We start from the raw sequence: 22,433 nt of genomic DNA on the forward strand, positions 1-22,433 counted from the left end.
CATGACCGGGACATTGCAGCTTCATACCAGAGCGCTCTCGCGGCGCAACTTCCTCATCACCGTCGGCGGCGTCGGCATCGCGGTTGCGTTCGGCGGTCTGCCCCAGGATGCCTCGGGCGCCAGCGTGGTGCCGGCGGTCGAGGGCAGCTACCGGCCGAACGCCTGGCTGTCCATCGCGGCCGACGGCACCGTGACCATCATGTCACCCGCCTCGGAGATGGGGCAAGGTATCATGACGACGCTGCCGCTGCTCATCGCCGAGGACATGGACGCCGATTGGGGCAAGGTTCGCGTCGTCCAGGCTCCATCCGACGCGGAGACGTACGGCAACCCCGGCTTTTACGGCGTACAGCTCACCGGCGGGAGTGAATCCACGCGCGGCTATTACACTATGCTGCGCCTGGTCGGAGCCCAGACCCGCAAGGTCATCCTGGCGCGTGCCGCCGCCATGCTGAACGTTCCGGTGAGCGAACTCACCACGCAGCCCAACCGGGTCGTGCACGCGCCGTCGGGGCGCTCGCTCGACTACGGCGAGGTCGCCGCGGCCGGCGCGATTCCCGATCCGCTGCCGCAGGCGACCGATGCCGATCTGAAACCGCGCGATCAGTGGCGCTATATCGGAAATCTGACGGTGCCGCGTGTCGACGTGCCCTCGAAGGTCGACGGCACCGCGATCTTCGGCATCGACGTGCAGCTTCCGGACATGCTCTACGGAGCGGTGCTGCGGGCGCCCGTACAGGGCGAGCAGCCGGAAACCATCGACGACGCCGAAGCCAGGGCCGTGCCGGGCATCACGCACATCGTTCCGCTGCCCTACGGCGTCGGCATCATCGGCGAAACGGTCGAGGCGACGAAGCGAGCCAAGGATCTGCTTGAAATTACCTGGACCACGTCGTCGCGAATCCGCAATTACAACAGTGATCGGCTGTTGGAAGCGTATCGCAGCGTTGGCCGCGACCTCGCCCAAACCGGCGTCAGCGCTGCCACGGAAGGCGGCGCACAGACCGCGATCTCGACGGCGGCAACGGTCATCGAGGTCGATTACATGAGCGACCATGTTCACCATGCGACCATGGAGCCGATGAACGCCACGGCGCTCGTGACCGGTGATACGGTTGAAGTCTGGGCGCCGACACAAGGCCCGACGGGCACCCAGGCCTTTGCCGCGGAGGTGGCCGGCACCACACCTGACAAGGTCAAGGTGAACACCACTCTGCTCGGTGGCGGCTTTGGTCGCAAAGCCGAAGCCGACTTCATCATCGATGCGGTGTCGCTGGCCAAGGCGGTGCAAGGCCGCCCGGTCAAGGTCATCTGGAGCCGCGAAGACGACGTCCGGCATGGCAAGTACCGGCCGCTCGAGGCGCAACGTCTGCAGGTCGGGCTCGACGCCGACGGCAACATCGTCGGCTGGCGGCATCGCATCGTGGCGGATTCCATTTTTGCCCGCACGATGCCTGAGCAGTTCGAGAGCGAAGGCGGCCACGACAGTGTGGTGACCGAGGGCGCGCATTTCAACTATGCCGTCCCCGCGCACCAGGTCGAGTACATCCGCCAGGATAACGGCCTGGATGTGGGCTTCTGGTTCGCGGTCGGGGTCGGCTACACCAGATTCGGCATCGAATGTGTCATCGACGAGATCGCCACCGCCACGGGCGTCGATCCGCTGGCGCTTCGGCTGGGGCTCCTGAAGGACCAGCCGCGGGCGCGCAAGGTCATCGAGACCGTCGCCCAGATGGCAGAATGGGACCGCCAACGCGACGGGCGGGCGTTGGGCATCGCCTATTCCGATGCCTTTGGCTCCCATTGCGCTGAGATAGCCGAGGTGTCGCTTGACCGGGCAACCGGCGAGATCCGCGTGCACACCGTGTGGTGCGCTGTCGATCCGGGAACAGCGGTGCAGCCGCGCAACATCGAGGCACTGATGATTACCGGGATCACAAACGGTGCCAGCCACGCGCTGTTCGAGCAGATCAACATCGTCGATGGCGAGGTGCAGGAATCGAACTTCGACACCTATCGGGTGATACGCATGTCCGAGGCGCCCGAAATCAAGGTCACTGTGACTCCAACGCCCGGGAATCCGATCGGGGGCATCGGCCAGGTCGGCCTGCCGCCGATCGGTCCCGCGATCGCCAACGCGGTGGCGCGGCTCACCGGTGGCGTGCGGCTCCGGCACTATCCGTTCCTGCCGGAGCGGGTGCTGGAGGCGCTCAACGCCTGAATTTGGAGGTGTTCACCCTCGCCTCGTTGCGGCGGCGGTCGGCACTTTCGCCCCAGCCTGTCAGCGTTCTTCCCGGCGAAACGGCTTGAGCAGCGCCGAGGGTGCGACGGCATTGCGCGACATCACCGCCATGGCGACGATGGTGAAGATGAACGGCAGCATCAGGAACGCCTCGTAGGGGATATGGCCGAGCCCGCTCGCCTGCATGCGCAACTGCAAGGCGTCGACGAAGGCAAACAGCAAAGCGGCCCCTGCCGAACGCCAGGGATCCCAGCGGCCGAAGACGACGAGCGCGATCGCCACCCAGCCGCGCCCCGAGACGAGGCCGAAGGTAAAGGCGTTGAACTGCACCATCGACAGGAAGGCGCCGGCCAGCCCCATCAGCGCGCCGCCGAGGATCACCGCCTGGAAGCGTGTTGCGATGACGCTGACGCCCGCCGAGTCGGCGGCGCGCGGATTTTCGCCGACCATGCGCACCGACAGGCCCCATGGCGTCCGGTAGAGCACGAAGGCGGCCAAGGGGACGGCCAGCATCGCCATGTAGACCAGCGAAAACTGGTTGAACACAGCCGGTCCGAGCACCGGGAGGTCGGACAGGATCGGGATCGGTAGCGTTTCGAAACTCTTGATGCTCGGCGGAACCGATTGCTGGCCAAAGATCAGCCGGTAGAGGAAGTAGGCGAGCCCCGACGAGAACAGCGTCACGCCGATGCCGCAGACATGCTGGCTGAGGCCGAGCGTCACCGTGAACAGCGCGTGCAGGGCGCCCATCACCGCGCCGGTCAGCACCGCCGCAAGCACGCCGAGCCACAGGCTGCCGCTGAGGCTGGTCGCCGTGAAGCCGGTCATCGCCGACAACAGCATGATACCTTCGATGCCGAGATTGAGCACGCCGGCCCGCTCGGAGAACATTTCGCCGAGCGTGGCGAAGGCCAAAGGCGTGGCGATGCGGATGATCGCGGCCAGGAAGCCGACCTGAAATATCTGTTCGAGCACCACGCTCACTTGGCGACCCCCACGCGGCGGATGCGGTAAGCGGTGAACAGCAGTGCCACCAGCATGGCAAGCAGCGCGGTTCCCTGGATGACGTCGCTGAGGAAGGCTGGTACGCCGGTGGCCCGCGACATCGCCTCGGCGCCGGTCATGACCGCGGCAAGGAAGATCGCCGCCGGCACCACGCCGAGCGGATTGAGCCTCGCCAGCATGGCGACGACGATGCCGGAATAGCCATAACCCGGCGAGATGTCGCTCATCACCTGGAAATGCACGCCGCCGACCTCGCCGACGCCGGCCAGTCCGGCCAGCGCGCCGGATAGCAGCGCGGTCGAGACCAGCACGCGCTCGACATGGATGCCGCCATAGCGCGCGGCTTCGGGGTTCTCGCCGATGACCCTGATCCGGAAGCCGAGCGTCGTACGCACGATCAGGAACCAGATCAGCGGCGCGGCAAGGAACGCCGCCACGACGCCGAGATGCAGCCGCGTGCCTTCCAGCAGCACCGGGAAATTCGCCGAATCCTCGATCGGCGGCGAGATCGGGTAGCCGCTGAAACTGTCTTTCCACGGGCCTTCGATCAGCGCCATCAGGGCGTAGAAGATGACCGAGTTGAGCAGCAGCGAGCTGACCACGTCATCAACCCTGAACTTTACCCGCAGCGTCGCCGGCACCAAGGCGACCGCCGCACCGGCGGCAGCGCCCGCCACCGCCATGAGCAGCATGGCGAGCGGCGCCGGCATCGGGATGGCGCCGACCGCGCAGCTCGCCACCGCACCGGCAAGCAACTGCCCCTCGGCGCCGATGTTCCAGAACTTGGCGCGGAAGGCGACAGCGACGGCAAGCCCGGTGAAGATCATCGGTGTCGCGCGCACGAGCGTTTCCGTGATCGCGTAGCTGTCGCCCAACGACGCCGAAAACATCACCCCATAGGCCTCGATCACCCCGGCGCCGGCCAGCGCGATCAGACCGCTGCACAACACCAGCGTCGCCCCGATCGCCAGCAGCGGCAGAGCGAGATTGAACCAGGCGGGCGTGCTGGTGCGGGCCTCCAGACGGAACATCAGGCTTCCCCCTTCGCGCCGGTCATCATCAGGCCGAGCCGCGCGATCGTGGCGTCGGCGCTGTCGAGCGTACCGACAATGCGCCCCTCATACATCACCGCGATGCGGTCGCAGAGGATGAGCAGTTCTTCGAGATCCTCGCCGATGACGATGATGCCGCAGTCCTTGGCTCGCATGGCGAGGAACTTTTCGTGGATGAAGCGCGCCGCGCCGATGTCGAGGCCGCGCGTCGGCTGCGATACGATCAGCACCTTGGGATCGAAGGCGAGCTCGCGCGCCAGCAGCGCCTTCTGCAGATTGCCGCCGGACAGCGCTCCGGCCCGCGTCATCGGTCCGGGGCAGCGTATGTCATAGGCCTTGATCTGTTCCTCGGCGAAGGCACGGATCGCATCCGGCCTGAGCAGGCCGTTGCGGCTGAACGCCGCCGTACCGATGCGCGGCAGCACCATTGAATCGGCGAGCGGCAGATTGGTGACGAGCCCGGTCGTCATCCGGTCTTCCGGGATGCGTCCGAGACCGAGCGCCTGCACCTCGCGCGGCGAGAAGCGCGAGACAATTTTGCCGGCTATCGTCATCTGGCCGGCATCGGGTGCGTGAACGCCGGAGATCACCTCGGCCAGCGCCCGCTGGCCATTGCCCGAGACGCCGGCAATGCCGAGAATCTCGCCGGCACGCACGGCGAGCGACACGTCGCGCAGCGGCATGCCGGAATGGCGCGACGTCGAGACGCCGTCCAGGGTCAGCACCGCGGCACCTGGCGTCGATGGTCCCCTGGCCGGCGGAACGATCTCGTGGCCGCACATCAGCCGCGCCATCTCCGCGGAGGTGGTGCTGGCGGGGGCATCGACACGCCCGGTCACGCGGCCATGCCGCAACACCACGCAGCGATGGGTCAGCGCACGCACCTCGTTGAGCTTGTGCGAGATGAAGATGATGCCGAGGCCCTGGGCCGACATCGACCGCAGCGCCGAAAACAGCCCGTCGACCTCGCTCGGCGCCAGCACCGCCGTCGGCTCGTCGAGGATCAGCAGCCTTGCGCCGCGAAACAGCGCCTTGACGATTTCGAGCCGCTGCTGCTCGCCGACCGACAACGCCGAGACGGGAAGGTCCGGATCGAGCGCAAGCCCGTGCTGCCGGCCGATCTCGTCGAGCCGCGCCAGCCCGCCGGCACGGTCGATCCGGCCTGACTTTCCGGGAATGCCGATCAGCAGGTTTTCCAACACTGACAGCCGCGGCGCGAGATGGAAATGCTGATGCACCATGCCGATGCCTGCGGCGAGCGCATCAGCAGAACTGTTGATCGTCACCGTCCGGCCCTGGATCAGGATGTCGCCGGCGTCCGGCGCATAGGCGCCGAACAGCACGTTCATCAGCGTCGTCTTGCCGGCGCCGTTTTCACCGAGCAACCCGAGGATTTCGCCAGGCGCAACGCTGAGATCGATGGCTTCGTTCGCCTTGACGGCGCCGAAGCTCTTGGAGATGCCGCGCATTTCGATGAGAGGGGCGGGCGTTGACAAGGCGGGATCCTGGTGGCGTTGGCGCGGATACTCCCCCTCGAGGGGAGGGTGCCGAGCGAAGCGAGGTGGGAGGGGTGGGTCACCTCAACCGCCTCGACCTTTAGACCGATAAGGATGGAGCGCGTCACAACGGACCCCACCCGGCCCTTCGGGCCACCCTCCCCTTGAGGGGAGGGAGGCATGTTAATCCGAAACCGGCGTGTTCTCATCGACGTCGACGCGGAAATTGCCGTCGAGGATTTCGGCCTTTTTCTTCTCGACCAGTTCCTTGACGTCGGCGGGCAGCGTCTCTTCGAATTTGTGGTAGGGCGCCAGCGAGGAACCGCCCTTGGCCATGCGCGAGAAATCACCGTAGTCCTGCGCGGTGAAGACACCCGCCTTGACCAGTTTGATCGCCTGCTCGACCGTCGGATACATGTCCCATACCGGCCCGGTGATCACCGTGTCGGGGGCGAGGCTCGACTGGTCGGACATGTTGGAGATGGCGAGGATCTTCCTCTCCGCCGCCGCTTCGATGACGCCGAATCGCTCGGCATAGATCACGTCGACCCCGGCGTCGATCTGGGCGATCGCCGCTTCCTTCGCCTTCGGCGGATCGAAGAAGGAGCCGATGAAGGCGACCTTCTTCTTGATGTCCGGATTGACCTCCCTGGCTCCGGCGAAGAAGGCGTTGACCAGCCGGTTGACCTCGGGGATACCCATCGCCGCGACGGCGCCGATCGTGCCTGATTTCGACATCTTTCCGGCGATCAGGCCGGAGAGATAGGCTGGCTCGTGAATCCAGTTGTCGAAGACGCCGAAATTCGGTTCGGCCGGCCCGGCGCCGGAGCCGAACAGGAAGGCGACCTTCGGAAACTGCTTGGCCGTCCGGCGGGACTCCCGTTCGGCGGCGAAAGCATCGCCGAGAACCAGCTCATAGCCGCCTTGCGCATATTCGCGCATGACACGGCTGAAATCGGCCGTCTGCACCTTCTCCGACCATTTGTATTCGATGCCGAGTTCCTTCTCGGCCCTCTGCAAGGCGACATGTATCTGATGGTCCCATGGCTCCTCGATCGGCGTGGCGAAGATCGCCGCCACCTTCAGCTTCTTGTCCTGCGCCAAGACACGGCCCGGCAGCATGGCTGCAGCCAGGCCGAGCGCGCCCAGTTCCAGCAAATTGCGTCGCGAAAGTCCTTCGCGTTTCAATTGGATTTTGCTCTTCCCATTTTCCATTGCATGCCCCTCTGATTGACGCCGTGTCGAGCCGGCTTTGTTCTCTACAGCGCCGCGCGTCCATTTGGACGCGCAAAGGACGCTGTAGCACTTTAATTCTGCGCATGATCCTTTCCGAAAATCGAACCCGATTTTCGGGGTCATGCGCTAGAATATCAGCTGGAGAACTATGGAACGGCGTCCGACCTTTGTCCACATGGTCAAATTTACAGGCGCGCGGCTGCTGCCGGAAGTTCGCGCAAACGCTCCGCTCAGAGCGGATGCACCCCAGGTGCGTAGCGACCGCCGCGTTCGCGAAGTTCCAGCGCCGCTGTGCCGGTGATGCGCGCACCCGAGCGGGTCATGCGCCGGCTACATGCGCCGCTTGCTTGCGCTCAATGCTTGATACGGTCGCGCATGGCGTACCAAAGCATGCCGAGCACATAAAGCGGGCCGCGCAGCGCCGTGCCGCCGGGAAACGGCAGCGGGCTGAGCGTCGAAAACAGATCCAACCGCGAAGCATCGCCGGTGATCGCCTCGGCGAGCAGCTTTCCCGACAGCGTCGACAGGATCACGCCCTTGCCCGAATAGCCATGCGCGAAGTACACCTCGCCATAATGTCCGACATGCGGCAGGCGCGATGTCGTCACCGAAACCAGCCCGCCCCAGGCATGATCGATGCGGCAGCCGCGCAATTGCGGAAAGGTGTTTTCCATGTGCGGCCGCACGAAGCCGGCGATGTCGGCCGGCGGTGACGGCGTGTAGCGCTCGCCGCCGCCGAACAGCAGGCGCCCGTCTGCCGACAGCCGGTAGTAATTGACCACGAACCGCGTGTCGGAGACGGCCACATTGCTTGGAATGACGTCGCTCGTGTCGTCCAGCGGCTCGGTGGCGACGATGTAGTTGCCGACCGGCATGATGCGGCTGTTGACGCGCGGCTCGAGCCCCTGAAGCAGCGCATCGCCCGCCAGCACGACATGCTTGGCCCGGACCGAGCCCTTGGCCGTCGAGACCCGGATGGAAGGCTCGCGCTCCAGCCGCAGCGCCACCGAATTCTCATGGATGGTGACGCCCGCCGCCGCCGCTGCGCGGGCGAGGCCCAGCGTGTAGTTCAGCGGATGCATATGGCCGCCGAGCTTCTCGTACATCGCGCCGTGATAGGGCGTGTTCACCTTCCCGCGCGCCTGCTCCGCCGACAGCACCTCGACTTCATGAAAATTCATCACGCTGGCGAGGCATTCGGCCTCCTCCTCAAGGTCGCGCAAGTCGGAGCCGTTGACCGCACCGGCGAGATGGCCGGTCAGCCTGAGGTCGCAATCGATGGCATGGCGCTCGATCAGGTCGAGCACCAGCCCACGCGCCTCGAAGGCGAGATCGAAAAGCGCCCGCGCCCGTTCGGGCCCATAGAGCTTGACCAGACCCTTGGCGCCCTTGCGCAGGCCGGGGATCATCTGGCCGCCATTGCGCCCTGACGCCCCCCAGCCGATCTTGCCGCCTTCGAGCAGCACCACTTTCAGCCCGCGCTCTGCTGCATGAAGCGCCGCGGACAGGCCGGTACAGCCGCCGCCGACCACCACCAAATCGGCGTCGATGTCGCCCTGCAGCGCCGGATGATCCGGAGCCGGGTTGGCCGTCGCGACATAGTAGGATTTACCGATATCCAGGCCGGAGTTGAAGCCCCCAGAATTGGAGCCCATCATCACACCTTGAGCAGCAGATGGTCGCGTTCCCAAGACGTGACGACGCTCTGGAACAGGTCGAGCTCGACGCTCTTGACGCGCAGATAGGTCTGGAAGAAATCCTCGCCGAGCAAGTCCCGAACCGGACTGCAGGCGGCGAACCGGTCGAGCGCCTCTTCCATGGTTTTCGGCAGCGTGCTCTTGCTGCGATAGGCGTTGCCCGATGCCTCGGGCGAACGCGAGAGCTTTTCCTCGACGCCGAGATAGCCGCAGAGCAGCGAGCCGGCCATCGCCAGATAGGGATTGGCGTCGGCGCCGGGCAACCGATTTTCCACCCGCCGCGCGGCGCGCCCGCCGGCCGGCACGCGCAGGCCGCAGGAACGGTTGTCGTGCGACCACTCGATGTTGGCCGGCGCGCTGTGGTTCGGCCTTATGCGGCGGAACGAGTTCACGTTCGGCGCAAACAGCGGCATGATTTCAGGAATGTATTTCTGCAGGCCGCCGATGAAATGCCCGAACATCTCGGTGTCGGCATCGTCGCGCCCGGCAAACAGCGTGTTCCCCGCCTCGTCGATGACCGACATGTGGAGGTGCATGGAGCTGCCGGCCTGTGCTGCGATCGGCTTGGCCATGAAGGTCGCGTGCATGCCGCATTCCTGCGCCGCCTGGCGCGTCATCCGCTTGAACAGCAGCACCTTGTCGGCCAGCGCAAGCGCGTCGCCATGCAGGAAATTGATCTCGAGCTGCGCCGTGCCTGATTCATGGATCAGCGTGTCGAGCGGCAGCCCGACCTTTGCCGCGAAGTCGTAGAGCCGCTGGATCACCGGCTCGAATTCCTCCAGCGCCGCCATGTCGTAGGGATGCTGCACGGTTTCGGAGCGGCCATTGCGCCCGACCGGCGCGGTCAGCGGCCGATCGGGATCGGGATTGGGCGCGGTCAGGTAGAATTCGAGCTCCGGTGCGACTACCGCCCGCCAGCCGCGCTGGCGATAGAGATCGAGCACGGCCCGCAGGACATGGCGTGGCGAGGCCATCCACGGCCTGTCGTCCATGTGAAACGCATCGGCAAAGACATAGGCTTTGCCCGCTCCGGCACCGGGCGCGAGGCAGAGCGTCGCAACGTCCGGCACCATCCGCATGTCGGGATCCTGATAGGCGAAACCCTCGTCGATCGAACCGGAATAGCGGCCGTCGATGCAGACCAGGAAGGCGCTGCTCGGCAGATAGAGCGCGCGATCCTCGAGCGACTTCAGGAACTTCGCCGTCGGCAAGGTCTTGCCGCGCAACACGCCATTCACGTCCGGCACCAGGCACTCGACTTCCCTGATCCCCTGCTGCTCCAGCCATTGCTTCGGATCGTCCGTTGGGGTCATTTGCGGTGCATCCGTTGTTGCGGCGTTGACCATCAGGTCACGTCCTTACGAGGGCGAGAATGGCTTCGGCAGCGGCGTCCGTTCCCGGTGCCCGAGCCATGGTGGCCGCATTCTCCTTGAGGCGAAAGCGCATCTCGCCATCGGCCATTAGGCCAAGGATGGCCTGTTTCAGTTCATCATCGCTCCAGCCGTCGCGGCTGATGTGGCGGCCGACTCCGGTTTCTTCGGCGCGTCGCGCATTGTCGTGCCCGTCCCAGCAATAGGGCATGATCAGCGACGGCACGCCGAAACGCAGCGCTTCGCAAAAGCTGTTGTTGCCGCCGTGATGGATGAAGAGGTCGGATTTCGCAACGACCGATGGCTGCGGAAACCAGGCATCGAGATAGACATTGTCCGGAACCGCGCGGTAGCTGTCGCGCAGACCGCCGGCGTTGACGATGAAGCGGGCCGGCAGCCTGTCGAACACGGCGAGCATGCGCTCGATCAGACCGACATCCATGGCGCCCAGACTGCCGAAGCTGAGATAGACCAGCGGCCCGTCATTGCGCGGAAAGACCGGTACGTCGAACCGTCCTTCCGAACGGACACAGCCTTCGAGATAGACGAAACGGGCCGGGTCGAGCGGCTCTGCGCGCTCGCGGCGCACGATCGTCGGGGTCAGCAGCAGATTGAGGTCAGGCGAGGCCTCCAGGAACAGCCCCTTCGGCAAGGGCGCAAGACCGGCATCCGCCCGAAGCCGGTTAAACCGGTCGTGCGCCGGCGCAACGGCTGCCAGGTAGCGCGCCTCGAAGGCCGCGCGGCTTGGGTCGTCGGCAGCCAGGCCCGAAAGATAGGGTGGTACATTGGCGTCGGGAAGCTCGGTCTCGGCGCAGGAGACGACGCGCACCCATGGGCAGCCGGCGGCAGCCAGTGCGGGAAACATGATGACATTGTCGAGCACGACGGCATCCGGCTTCAGCCGCGCCAGCAATTGGCGCAGCGGCGCCTCGGCATTGACCGCGGTGTCGACGATCGCTTCCCAGGTCGGGGCGACATAGGTTTCAAGCTGGTCGATCGGGCTCAGCCTGAAATGCGGCAGATGGCGGCGCACGAAAGCCTGCCAATAGCTCTGGCGTTCGCTGTCGCTCAGCGGATCGTCCGTCGGCAGCTGGTATTCCTGAAAACCATAGTCGGCAAAGACACCGGAAAAGCCGGCATGGCAGATGAACACCGGCCGTGCGCCCCTTGCGCGCAGCGCCTGCGCGATGCCGACGCAATTGAGCGCGGCGCCGAAGCTCGCTTCGGGGAACAGCGCGATCGTGGGGCTGGCTCTACGCTGCAATCCTCGAAGTCCTCGTCAATCCGGCCGGCTGATGGTGCCGAACAATGCGGGGGCCCCGCGACTGGCCGCCTGCGGTCGCTGGCTGCGGGAGAGCCGCAGATGAACGCGAAGCAGATCGGCTGCAACCTCATACTGCCGGCTTTCCAGTTGGTCGAGTATGGTCAGGTGCTCGCGCAGCGATTGCTTCAGCCGGAAGACGTTGACGCCGGCATAGGTTCCCGGCAGCCGGCGCAGCCTGAGATGGTCGGACAGCGCATCGGTGACGAACCGGTTGGCGGCGCCGTCGGCGATCATGCCGTGAAACTCGATGTCCAGCCGCTGGAACTCTCTGGTATCGAATGCGGCGTCGGGCAGCGCCAGCAGCACCTCCATGCCCTGGCGCAATGCTGCCGCACGCGACCCGTCCAACCGAAAGCCCGGCGCCAGAATGGCGGCGGGTTCCAGCAGCAGGCGGAACTCATAGCTTTCCCCTTGCGCCTCCGGATCGTCGGGCGCCCGGCGGAAAAGCCAGGATTGTCCCGGTGCGCGGTCCAGAAGATTTTCGTCTGTCAGTTTCTTTAACGCTTTTAGTACCGTCTTTCGCTCGGAACCATACCGCCTCATCAGCGCGCCGATGGTCACCGTCTGGTCCAGCCGGCGCGCCGACCGATCGCGCAGGATCATCTCCGCGAGTTCGTCCTCCTCGGCGCTCGGCAGGTCGGCGGCAATGGTCGCCTGGTTGGCGAGGTCCACGGCCAGCCGATAACCGGAGTCAGCCTCCCAGCGCACCACGCCTTTTTCGGTGAGCAGGCGCAGCGCGGCGCGCACCGGAGTCCGCGAGACGTTGCAGAGCGAAGCGATCTGCTGCTCGGGCAGGTGGGCGCCGGCTTCGAAGCCGCGCTGCCGGGCCACGTCGAGAATGCGCTGCGCAAGATCGAGATGATTGGTGCGCGGTCGTCTGGCAACGGCTTGCATGGCGATTCTCGTGAACGGACTTGACCGGTGGCCGATCGTCCTTGCGGACGCAATCGGCCAGATTCGTTAGGCGTCTGGCAAATTATGGATTGACGTACTTTTTTCTGCAATAGTACTGTCTGACCAATCGGCACAAAAAAGACCGGGGAACAGGATCGAAGCGTCGGCACGGTCGCAAGCGCAGGTCCGACGACTGAAAGTCGACGATCAACCAGAATGGGAGTCTGTCATGACCGCCTCAACACGCCTGCGCCGTCCGCTGAAGATATCTTCGATCGCGCTTGGCCTCGCCCTGGCGCTGTCGGCGCCGGGAGCCGCCGCCGAACTCGTCATCTCCAATTGGGACGGCTACATGGCGCCGGATGCCATGGACGCCTTCAAGGCCGCGACCGCTGTTTCCGGCGAGCTCGTGGTTCACGCCACCAATGAGGAGATCATGGGCAAGCTCGTCGCTTCGGGCGGCAAGGGCTATGACGTGGTCTTCGTCTCCTCGCCCTTCGCCGAGGTGCTGAACAAGCTCGGCCTGATCGAGACGATCGACCACGCCAAGATCCCCAACCTCGCCAATCTCTATCCCGAGGCGGCGAACCTGCCGCATGATGTCGGCAATAATTTTTCCGTGCCTTATACCTGGGGCACCACCGGCCTCTGCTACCGTTCCGACCTGGTGAAGGCAGAGCCGGCGAGCTGGAACGATCTCCTGGCCCCATCCGACGCGCTCAAGGGCAAGACCACCATGCTGGCGACCGATCGCTGGCTGCTTGCCGCAGGCCAGCTTGCCAAGGGCTATTCGGTCAACGAGACCGATCCGGCCAAGCTCGCCGAGGTCAAGGACCTGTTGATCTCTGCCAAGAAGACCTTGCTCGCCTATGACGACACCACCTTCTATTCCAAGCTGGTCTCCGGCGAGGCGTTGATGGTGCAGGCATGGGACGGCTGGTGCAATTATGGCATCGCCGAGAACCCGCAGATTAAATATGTCATCCCCAAGGAAGGCTCGGATCTGTGGGTCGACACGATGGTGGTGATGAAGGCCTCGGCTAACAAGGACGCCGCCTTCCAGTTCATCAACTTCATGCTGGACGCCAAGAACCACGCCTGGGCAGCCCAGAACATCGACTACAAGGTGCCGAACAAGCCGGCTATGGAAAGCCTGCCGGCGGATTTCCTGGCTAAGTTCCCTAACATGGGCATGCCGGTGGCTGAGTTGGTCAAGTTCGAGCAACTGCGCGACGTCGGCGACGCCCAGCGCGACTATTCGAAGATCGTCAGCGAGATCAAGGCTGCGCAGTAAGCGCTTCAAAGTCAGAGATCACGATCGACGGCGGGCTTCCGCCGTCGATCGTTGAATGCGGTACCGCAATCGTGTCCCCAACCAGACTTCGCTCCTCCTTGCTGATGGCACCGGCGCTGGCGTGGCTCACCGCTCTGATGGTGGTGCCATGCGCGCTGGTGCTGGCGCTCGCCTTCTTCCAGCGCGGCATCTATGGCGGCATCGAATACACCTTCACGCTGGGGAATTTCGGGCTGGTGTTCGACCCGCTCTATGCCGGCATCTTCCTCAATTCGGCACGCATTGCCGGCACCGCCACGCTAGTCGCCGTCATCATCGGCTATGCCGCAGCTTATGCCATCGCGGCAGCACCTCGCCGGTGGCAGCCGGCGTTCCTGTTCTTCGCCGTCTTGCCTTTCTGGTCCAACTACCTGATCCGCACCTACGCCTGGATCGTGCTCCTTAACCGCGAAGGCCTGATCACCCAGCTCTTGCGCTGGTTCGGCTATACAGGCGAGCCGCCGTCGATGCTTTATACCGAAGGCGCCGTCATCGCCGGTCTGGTCTACAACTACCTGCCCTTCGTTATCCTGGCCTGCTACGCGCCGCTGTCGCGGCTGAATCCAGAACTCGCCGAGGCCTCGCGCGACCTCGGCGCTTCTGCCATGACCACATTTCGCCGGGTCATCCTGCCGTTGACCGTGCCGGGTATCGCCGCCGGGGCGGTCTTCGTCTTCGTGCTGTCGATCGGCAATTTCGTCACGCCTGCTCTGCTAGGCGGCGGCCGCTTCCAGATGATCGGCAATCTCGTCTACGACCAGTTCCTAACCGCCAATGACTGGCCATTCGGCGCGGCACTGGCGATGGCGCTAATCGCCATCATGCTCATCGTGCTGATGGCGCAAGCCCTGGCCGCGGATCGCGCCGCGGGCCGTATCGCCGAAGCCCGCGGAGGCGCCGATGGCTGAGCGTTCTCCCGCCACGCGGCGCACGCTCTGGCTTGTGCTTTCGCTGGTCTTCGCCTTTCTCTACATCCCGATCGCCGTGCTGGTGGCGCTTTCCTTCAACCAGGGCGGGCAGCCGACCGTCTGGTCGGGCTTTTCGCTGAAATGGTATGCCTCGCTCGCCGGTAACGCCGCGATTCTTTCCGCCGCCCTCAACACGCTGATCGTGGCGCTGGTCTCGACGGCCATCGCCACGCTGCTCGGCACGCTGCTGGCGATCGGCGTCGAAATGCGCCGGCAGTATGGGAGAGGCCTCGAGGCGCTGATCTTCGCGCCGATGATCATTCCCGACATCGTGCTGGCGATCGCGCTGCTCAGCTTCTTCTCTTTGCTGGATTTCACCCTGGGCCTGCATACCATCATCCTCGCCCATGTCGTTTTCAACCTCGCCTTCGTCTGTTCGGTGGTGCGCGCGCGGCTGAAGAGTTTTGACTGGTCGATCGTCGAAGCTTCCGCCGATCTCGGTGCCTCCGCGCTCACCACCTTCAGGCGGGTGACATTGCCGGTCATTCTGCCGGCGGTCGTCGCCGGCGCGCTGCTCGCCTTCACCCTTTCGGTCGACGAGTTCATCATCGCCTTCTTCACCGCCGGCGCCGGGCGCGCCTCGACCACGCTGCCGATGCAGATCTATGCGATGATCCGCTTCGGCATCACGCCTGAGATCAACGCGCTGGCGACCATCGTCATGGCGGTCTCAATCACCGCGCTGACCCTGTCGCAGCGGCTCAATCGTGGGGTGATCGGCCAATGAGCGCACCGCGCACGCTGTTGGCGATCGACAGGGTGTCGAAGAACTTCGGCCGGGTGACGGCCGTCGACGGCATCTCGCTCGATATCCGCGAGAACGAGTTCTTCGCCTTGCTCGGACCTTCGGGCTGCGGCAAGACCACGCTGCTGCGCATGCTGGCCGGCTTCGAGACACCCAATGACGGGCGCATCCTGCTCGACGGCCGCGACATCGCCAGGACCCCGCCCAACAAGCGGCCGGTCAATCTGATGTTCCAGTCCTATGCGCTGTTTCCGCATATGAGCGTCAGGGCCAATGTTTCCTACGGCCTCGAAATGGAACGCTTGCCGGCAAACGAAATCCGCTCCCGCGTCGACGCCATCCTGGCCACGACCGAACTCGCCGCCTTCGCCGACCGCAAACCGGAGCAATTGTCGGGCGGCCAGAAGCAGCGCGTCGCGCTTGCCCGGGCGCTGGTCAAGCGCCCCCGCCTGCTGTTGCTCGACGAACCGCTCGGGGCGCTCGACAAGAAGCTGCGCGGCGCCATGCAGCTGGAGCTGAAGCGCCTGCAGCACGAGGTCGGCATCACCTTCGTCATCGTCACCCATGACCAGGAAGAATCGCTGGTCATGGCCGACCGCATGGCGGTGCTCAGGGACGGCAAGCTGCTGCAATGCGACACGCCGCACGCGGTATACGAGTATCCGGCGAACCGCTTCGTCGCCGACTTCATCGGCGTGATGAATTTCGTCCCGGGCAAGGCGACTACTGACGGCGTGCTCGCGGCCAATGGTGCGCGGATATCAGGCACGGTTCCCGCAACGCTTTCGCCCGGCGCTGCGGCGATCGCATCAGTGCGGCCCGAACGTATCCGGCTGTTCCCGTCGCCAGAGACGGCCAACCGCATTGCCGGCACGGTCGAGGCACTGGCCTATCAGGGCCTCGACCTGCAGCTGCACGTCCGCACCGCTTTGTCGCCAAAGCCGTTCCTGGTGCGCGTCACCGCCGACGCCGCCGACCGCCGGCCGGTCGCGTCAGGCGATGCGGTCGAACTCGGTTGGGATGCCGTCGACGTCAGAATTTTCGCGGATTGATTGGAAGGAGAAGCTTGATGGCGCAGAAGACGATCGCGTTTTTTCCGGAAGCGGCCTATGGCCCGGCGCTCAATTCCGTCGGCATCGCCCAGGCGGTAGAGGCGCGCGGCCACAGAGCTGTGTTCCTGTCGGACCCAGGCTTCGTCGACGTCTACAAGGGCTACGGCTTCGAGGCTCATCCGGTGAACCTGTCCGAACCGATGCCGCCGGAACAGATGGCCAAGTTCTGGGAAGACTTCATCAACGGCCACATCCCGAACTTCCGCAAATCGCCCTACGACCAGGTCGACAATTACGTGAAGGATTGCTGGACGGCGATCGTCGACAGCGCCAAATGGGCTGAGAAGGACCTGCCCAGCGTTCTGGCGAAGATCAAGCCCGATGTCATCTGCGTCGACAACGTCATCCTGTTCCCGGCGATCAAGCAGTACGGCAAGCCGTGGGTGCGCGTCATCTCCTGCTCGGAAAACGAGATCGAGGACGAGGACATCCCGCCGCATCTCTCCGGCTGCGGCGAGAACGATCACGCCTGCCATCAGCGCTATCGCGATCATTTCAACGCGGTCATCAAGCCGATCCATGACGACTTCAACGCATTCTTGAGCGCCAATGGCGAAGCGCCTTATCCGATCGGCCAGTTCTTCGAGGCCTCGCCCTACCTCAACCTGCTGCTCTATCCCGAGGCGGCAAAGTTCAAGCGCCGCCAACCGCTCGACCCGGCAAAGTTCCAGTATCTGGAAGGCTGCGTGCGGCAGGAGAAGCCCTACACCGTGCCGACCTTCGCGAAGAACAATGACGGGCCGCTGCTCTATGTCTCTTTCGGCAGCCTCGGCGCGGGCGATGTCGACCTGCTGAAGCGCATCATCGCGACGCTCGGCAAGACGCGATACCGGGCACTGGTCAATGTCGGCGGCTACAAGGATCAGTACACGGATGTGCCTGAAAACATCATCGTCGAGAGCTGGTTCCCGCAGCCCTCGGTCATCCCGCAGGTCGATGCGGTGATCCACCATGGCGGCAACAACTCGTTCACCGAGTGCCTGTATTTCGGCAAGCCGGCGATCATCATGCCCTATGTCTGGGACGGCCATGACAACGCCACCCGGGTCGAGGAAACCGGCCACGGATTCGGCATGCCGCGCTACGACTGGACCGATGCCGAGCTGATCGCCAAGATCGAAGACTGCCTGACCGACCCGGCAATCCAGGCCAAGCTGGCGAAGACGTCGGCGCAGATGCAGGCGCAGAACGGCCCCGAGAAAGCGGCGGGGCTGCTGGAGAAGCTGCTGTGACCTCCTCCGCCCCGTACCTCCATCAGGCTTCGTCTCGCACCGACCTCATCGACTGGGGCGCCCAGCCGGCTCCGCTGGAAGGCGCTTCGCACTCCACCGGCAGGCTCGTCCACAAGGGGCCGAACAACCAGCCGGAATCCGGCATCTGGGTCTGCACCCCAGGCCGCTGGCGGCTGGCGATCCCGCGCGACGAATTGTGCCATTTCGTTGCCGGCCGCGCGACTTACCGATCGGACGACGGCGAGGTCATCGAGGTTTCCGCCGCCACCGTGGTGATGTTCCCGGCCGGCTGGGCGGGCGAATGCACCGTCCACGAAACCATCCGCAACATCTACATGCTGGCTTGAAGCCAGCCCTGGAGCTCACGATATGCCGACACCCATCATGAAATCGCCGCTCGCCATCACCGACCTAGTCGACTGGGGCGTCATTCCCACCATGATCGAGGGAGAATCCTGCACCTCGGGCAAGCTGCTGCACAAGGGGCCGGGGGGGCGTTCCGAATGCGGGCTGTGGGTCTGCACGCCGGGCAAGTGGCATTGCCACGTCACTCGCGACGAGTTCTGCCATTTCCTCGAGGGCCGCTGCACCTATGTCCACGAATCCGGCGAAGTGATCGAGATCGAACCGGACACTGCGGCCTTCTTTCCGCAGGACTGGAAAGGCGTCTGCACCGTCCACGAGACGATCAAGAAGGTCTACATGATCCGCTGAGCGGCATGAAAGGACGACCATGGATTTCTCCACTGACCGGCCGACCTTCTTCATTAATCCGGATTATCGGCCAATGACCGGCGCGGCAAAGCCGGTGATCGATCCGGCGACGCTCGAAACCGTCGGCGCCATCGCTGCCGCAGCCGATGGCGAGATCGACGCCGTGCTGACCGCGGCGGCAAAGGCGCAGGCGGGTTGGAAAAAACTCGACGCCAAGAGCCGCGCCAGGCATCTGCACGCCGTTGCCAACGCCATCGAGGCGGCCGACTTTACGCGCTGCGCCGAGCTGATGGTGCGCGAGATGGGCAAGCCCTATCCGGAAGCGATCGGCGAGATCGCCAACTGTGCGCCGATCTTCCGCTACTATGCCGAGATGGCGCGCGACGAGGCCGGCAAGATCGCCGGCACGACGCAGGCCGGTTCGTTCCAATATGCGCGCTACGAGCCGTACGGCACGTCGGTGCACATCATGCCCTACAATTTCCCGATCCTGTTGATGTGCTGGACCGTTGCCGCCTCGCTCGCCGCCGGCAATGCCTGCGTGATCAAGCCCGCCGAGGCCACGACACTGTCGACGCTCGACTATATCAAGGTGTTCCGCTCTCTGCCGCAGGGCCTGGTTTCCTGCCTGCCGGGCGGGGCGGCCACCGCACAGGCGTTGATCACTTCGGAGCGCACCCACGCGGTCGCCTTCACCGGCTCGGTCGCCGCCGGCAAGGCCGTCGCCGTAGCCTGCGCCGAGCGCATGAAGCCCTGCATCATCGAGGCCGGCGGCAGCGACCCACTAATCATCAGCCAACACGCCCCGCTGGACGTAGCGGCCGCCGGCAGCGTCACCGCCGCGTTCCACCTCACCGGCCAGGTCTGCACCTCGGCCGAGCGGTTTTTTGTGGTCGATGCCGTTCACGACCGCTTCGTCGAGCTGTTTGCCGAGAAGACCCGCGCGTTGCGCATCGGCAACGGCCTCGACAAGACCGAGATCGGGCCGTTGGTCAGCGAGGCGGCACGGGCGAAGGTCATGCGGCTGGTCGACGATGCGGTGCGCAGCGGCGCCAAGGCGGTCACCGGCGGGCGCATTCCGCCAGCGCATAATGTTGGCTGGTTCTACGAGCCGACGATCCTGACCGGCGTCACATCAGACATGGCGATCGTGCGCGAAGAGTGTTTCGGACCGGTCGCCGCGATCTGCCGGGTGGAGAATTTCGACGAGGCAATCGGGCTCGCCAATGACAGCCCGTTCGGGCTCGGCGCCTCGGTCTTCACCACCGATCTTGCCGAGGCGCATGAGGCGGCCGAGCGGCTCGAGGCCGGCATGGTCTGGGTCAACAACCCGCTGATCGACAATGACGCGCTGCCGTTCGGTGGTTGGAAGGCGTCGGGCCTTGGCCGCGAACTCGGACGCCAGGGACTGGATGCCTTCCGCCGCTCGAAGATGGTGATCATCGACCACAAGCCGGCAATCCAGGACTGGTGGTATCCCTATCCCGACAGCTGGTTCCGTGAGGCCGGCGGCCGAAAGCACGTATAGGCTGCTCAGCCGATGCTTTCACCGCCGTCGATCACCAGCGCCTGGCCGGTCATGAAGGACGAGCGATCGGAGACGAGAAACAGGATTGCTTCGGCGATCTCTTCCGCGCTGGCCCAGCGCTGCATGGGAATCTTGGTGCGGACGTAGTTTTCGATCGCGTCCCGCCCGCCCATCTGGGCGATGAACGGCTCGTTGAACGGCGTGTCGACCCAGCCCGGGCAGAGCGCGTTGACGCGGACATTGTGCTTGGCATAGTCGAGCGACATCTGCCGGGTCATCGCCACCACGGCATGTTTTGAGGTTGCATAGGCGATCATCTCGCGGTCGTAGAACACACCTGAATTCGAGGCGGTGTTCAGGATGACACCGCCGCCCTGTTCGATCATCGACGGCATGACGAGCCTGGCCGCGAGGAACTGTGCCCGCACATTGATCCGCCAGGAGGCATCCATGCCGTCGACGCCGACTTCGGTCAGCGTGCCGCCGACCTGAACGCCGGCATGGTTGTGCAGGATGTCGATCCGCCCATGTTTGCCCAGCGTGTCCGCAATGAGGTGCTCGACCGCCGCGTCGTCGCCGACATCGGTGGCGATCGTCTCCGCGCGGCCGCCTGCCGCACGGATGTCGGATGCCGCCGCTTCGCCGGCAGCCTGATCCCTGTCGGCGATCACCACCACGGCCCCTTCCCTCGACATGATCATGGCACCGGCGCGCCCGATGCCGGAACCAGCGCCTGTCACCACGGCGATGCGGTCTCTCAGGATCATGATTCGACTTTCAGCTTGATGGTTTGCGTTGACGCAGCTGCCATTGGGCAAGCACGACGAGCAGCACCGAGGCGACGAGGACGATCGTCGCGATGGCGTTGATTTCCGGCGTGACGCCGCGCCGAATCGAGGCAAAGACATAGATCGGCAATGTCGTCTGTGCGCCGGCGACGAAGAAGGCCACGATGAAATCGTCGAAGGAGAAGGTGAAGGCGAGCAGGAAGCCGGCGATCACCGCCGGCATGATCTGCGGCAGCACGATCGAACGGAACGTCGTCAGCGGGGTGGCGTAAAGATCGCTGGAGGCCTCGACCAGATTGCGGTCGAGGCTGCCGAGGCGTGTGCCGACGATCATCGCCACCAGCGCCATCGAGAACAGCCCGTGCGCGGCGATGATCGACCCGTAGCCGAGCGTCAGGCGTGGCGGCTGGTTGTTCGGCCACAGTGAGGCGAGAAACGGATTGACGGCCGCGAACAACTGGACGAGCGCGACCAGCGTCGAGATACCGATGACGACGCCCGGAACGACGATCGCAGCACCGAGAAGCACATCGAAAACGGCTCGCGTGCGCACGCCGACGCGCGCCAGGCCAAGCGCCGCCGCCGTGCCGCACAGCGCCGCGAGCAAGGCGCTGGTGGTGGCGATGAACAGGCTGTTCTTCAGCGCCTCGACCAGGAATGGGTTCGACAGCGCCTTGCCGTACCACTGAACCGAGAAGCCGGTGAACTCGCTGGCGTGGCGACCCGCATTGAAGGAAAACAGCACCACCAGCGCGATCGGCAGGTACAGGAAGGCAAATACCGCTACGACGAAGGCGCGCATCAGATCAGATCCACCCGGCGGGCGCCCGAAAGCCGGGTCGAAATGCGGTTGGCGACTATCAGCACCACCACCGAAACCAGAACCAGCGTGATCGCGATTGCCGATCCGAACGGCCAGTTGCGCGATTGCAGGAACAGATCGACCAGCGCGTTCCCGATGAAGAAGACCTTGCCGCCACCGAGCAGCGTCGGGATCAGATATTCGCCGAGCAGCAGGATCATGACCAGCGAGAAGCCGGTCATCACACCCGGCAGCGACAGCCGCAGCGTCACCCCCAGGAATGTCGAGATCGGCGTCGCACCGAGATCGGCGGAGGCTTCCAGCAACCGGCGATCGAGCCGCTCGAGGCTGACATAAATCGGCAGGATCATCAGCGGCAGATAGCCATAGACGATGCCGAGCAGGACCGCGCCCGGCGTGTTGATCAGCCTGACATCCTCGAACCCGATAGTGGCCAGTAATGCCGGGATGCCGCGCCCGCCAAGGACGTACATCCAGGCGTAGGTTCGCATCAGAAGGCTGGTCCAGAACGGGATGACGACGAGTGCGAGCAGGATCAACCGCCACCGCTCCGGCGCGCGCAAGGCAAGGTAATAGGCAACCGGATAGGCGACGAAGAGACAGGCCAAGGCGCCCGCCGGCGCCAGCACCATCGTGTTCCAGAAGGCGGTCGCCCGCGCCGGAAGATTGGCATATTGCGCCAAGGTGAAAGCGGCCTGGTAGCCGCCTTCCGGCGCCCGCTCGCCGACGCTGAAGACGCCGATCGCGACGAACGGCAACACCAGAAAGACCACCAGCCACGCGGTTGCTGGACCGAGCAGCAAGGCGGTCAGGAGATTATGACGAAGAACATTGCTGCGCATTGAAAACCGCCCCGGTGCCGGCGGACATCTGC

Annotated in this window: 20 protein-coding genes; 9 read left to right on the forward strand and 11 right to left on the reverse strand. The window is 64.7% G+C overall.

The genetic code is table 11. The annotated features are described in order from the left end of the window. Position 1 precedes the first annotated feature (1 nt). Positions 2-2,221 carry a xanthine dehydrogenase family protein molybdopterin-binding subunit gene (locus IQ26_RS15165; RefSeq protein ID WP_145718542.1) on the forward strand — a complete coding sequence of 740 codons (2,220 nt, stop codon included), beginning with the start codon at positions 2-4 and terminating at the stop codon, positions 2,219-2,221. A gap of 60 nt (positions 2,222-2,281) precedes the next feature. Here IQ26_RS15165 and IQ26_RS15170 read toward each other — a convergent pair whose 3' ends face one another. The 8 genes from IQ26_RS15170 to IQ26_RS15205 all read right to left on the reverse strand — a co-directional run bounded on the left by IQ26_RS15170 (position 2,282) and on the right by IQ26_RS15205 (position 12,316). Beyond that, a complete protein-coding gene (locus IQ26_RS15170; RefSeq protein ID WP_145718544.1) occupies positions 2,282-3,226 on the reverse strand; it encodes an ABC transporter permease in 945 nt (314 codons plus the stop codon). Continuing rightward, positions 3,223-4,278 (reverse strand): ABC transporter permease, encoded by a 1,056-nt coding sequence (locus IQ26_RS15175; protein ID WP_145718546.1) that lies wholly within the window; start codon positions 4,276-4,278, stop codon positions 3,223-3,225. Before IQ26_RS15175 ends, IQ26_RS15170 begins: the two co-directional genes overlap by 4 nt. Further along, the gene (locus IQ26_RS15180) at positions 4,278-5,768 is read right to left on the reverse strand and encodes an ABC transporter ATP-binding protein (protein ID WP_145718739.1); all 1,491 of its coding nucleotides are present in this window, start codon (positions 5,766-5,768) and stop codon (positions 4,278-4,280) included. Before IQ26_RS15180 ends, IQ26_RS15175 begins: the two co-directional genes overlap by 1 nt. Positions 5,769-5,978: 210 nt before the next feature. Further along, positions 5,979-7,010: a BMP family protein gene (locus tag IQ26_RS15185; protein ID WP_145718548.1), complete on the reverse strand. Its 1,032-nt coding sequence runs from the start codon at positions 7,008-7,010 to the stop codon at positions 5,979-5,981. A 374-nt stretch (positions 7,011-7,384) separates the two neighbouring features. Then, positions 7,385-8,689, reverse strand: coding sequence for an NAD(P)/FAD-dependent oxidoreductase (locus tag IQ26_RS15190; RefSeq protein ID WP_162457958.1), 1,305 nt, complete (start codon positions 8,687-8,689; stop codon positions 7,385-7,387). Further along, entirely contained in the window at positions 8,689-10,041 is a 1,353-nt protein-coding gene (locus tag IQ26_RS15195) for a glutamine synthetase family protein (protein ID WP_145718554.1), read from the reverse strand. Before IQ26_RS15195 ends, IQ26_RS15190 begins: the two co-directional genes overlap by 1 nt. A 37-nt stretch (positions 10,042-10,078) precedes the next feature. Next, positions 10,079-11,362, reverse strand: a complete 1,284-nt coding sequence (locus IQ26_RS15200; RefSeq protein ID WP_145718556.1) for a glycosyltransferase — start codon at positions 11,360-11,362, stop codon at positions 10,079-10,081. 15 nt (positions 11,363-11,377) lie between these two features. After that, positions 11,378-12,316, reverse strand: coding sequence for a GntR family transcriptional regulator (locus IQ26_RS15205; protein WP_145718558.1), 939 nt, complete (start codon positions 12,314-12,316; stop codon positions 11,378-11,380). Positions 12,317-12,545: 229 nt separating this feature from the next. On the opposite strand from IQ26_RS15205, the gene IQ26_RS15210 reads away from it, so the two are divergent. The 8 genes from IQ26_RS15210 (at position 12,546) to IQ26_RS15245 (ending at position 19,948) form a co-directional block, all read left to right on the forward strand. Then, positions 12,546-13,610 (forward strand): polyamine ABC transporter substrate-binding protein, encoded by a 1,065-nt coding sequence (locus IQ26_RS15210; RefSeq protein WP_145718560.1) that lies wholly within the window; start codon positions 12,546-12,548, stop codon positions 13,608-13,610. A 104-nt stretch (positions 13,611-13,714) separates the two neighbouring features. Then, on the forward strand, positions 13,715-14,557 hold the full coding sequence (locus IQ26_RS15215) for an ABC transporter permease (protein ID WP_145718741.1): 843 nt from the start codon (positions 13,715-13,717) through the stop codon (positions 14,555-14,557). Beyond that, positions 14,550-15,344: an ABC transporter permease gene (locus IQ26_RS15220; RefSeq protein WP_145718562.1), complete on the forward strand. Its 795-nt coding sequence runs from the start codon at positions 14,550-14,552 to the stop codon at positions 15,342-15,344. Before IQ26_RS15215 ends, IQ26_RS15220 begins: the two co-directional genes overlap by 8 nt. Continuing rightward, positions 15,341-16,414: an ABC transporter ATP-binding protein gene (locus tag IQ26_RS15225; RefSeq protein ID WP_145718564.1), complete on the forward strand. Its 1,074-nt coding sequence runs from the start codon at positions 15,341-15,343 to the stop codon at positions 16,412-16,414. The genes IQ26_RS15220 and IQ26_RS15225 overlap by 4 nt, the downstream gene beginning before the upstream one ends. Before the next feature lie 17 nt (positions 16,415-16,431). Further along, a complete protein-coding gene (locus IQ26_RS15230) occupies positions 16,432-17,706 on the forward strand; it encodes a glycosyltransferase (protein WP_145718565.1) in 1,275 nt (424 codons plus the stop codon). Beyond that, on the forward strand, positions 17,703-18,053 hold the full coding sequence (locus IQ26_RS15235; protein ID WP_145718567.1) for a cupin domain-containing protein: 351 nt from the start codon (positions 17,703-17,705) through the stop codon (positions 18,051-18,053). Before IQ26_RS15230 ends, IQ26_RS15235 begins: the two co-directional genes overlap by 4 nt. A gap of 22 nt (positions 18,054-18,075) precedes the next feature. Then, complete coding sequence (locus IQ26_RS15240) at positions 18,076-18,420, forward strand: cupin domain-containing protein (protein WP_145718569.1); 345 nt, start codon at positions 18,076-18,078, stop codon at positions 18,418-18,420. 19 nt (positions 18,421-18,439) lie between these two features. After that, complete coding sequence (locus IQ26_RS15245; protein ID WP_145718571.1) at positions 18,440-19,948, forward strand: aldehyde dehydrogenase family protein; 1,509 nt, start codon at positions 18,440-18,442, stop codon at positions 19,946-19,948. 5 nt (positions 19,949-19,953) lie between these two features. Here IQ26_RS15245 and IQ26_RS15250 read toward each other — a convergent pair whose 3' ends face one another. Genes IQ26_RS15250 through IQ26_RS15260 form a run of 3 tightly spaced genes read right to left on the reverse strand, consistent with a single transcriptional unit; the run spans position 19,954 to position 22,401 of the window. Then, complete coding sequence (locus IQ26_RS15250; protein WP_145718573.1) at positions 19,954-20,715, reverse strand: SDR family NAD(P)-dependent oxidoreductase; 762 nt, start codon at positions 20,713-20,715, stop codon at positions 19,954-19,956. Between the two features lie 10 nt (positions 20,716-20,725). Then, positions 20,726-21,538 carry an ABC transporter permease gene (locus tag IQ26_RS15255; protein ID WP_145718575.1) on the reverse strand — a complete coding sequence of 271 codons (813 nt, stop codon included), beginning with the start codon at positions 21,536-21,538 and terminating at the stop codon, positions 20,726-20,728. Continuing rightward, complete coding sequence (locus IQ26_RS15260; RefSeq protein WP_145718577.1) at positions 21,538-22,401, reverse strand: ABC transporter permease; 864 nt, start codon at positions 22,399-22,401, stop codon at positions 21,538-21,540. Before IQ26_RS15260 ends, IQ26_RS15255 begins: the two co-directional genes overlap by 1 nt. Positions 22,402-22,433: the final 32 nt, after the last annotated feature.

The sequence above is a fragment of the Mesorhizobium tianshanense genome (genome assembly GCF_007830515.1).
Lineage (GTDB): Bacteria > Pseudomonadota > Alphaproteobacteria > Rhizobiales > Rhizobiaceae > Mesorhizobium > Mesorhizobium tianshanense.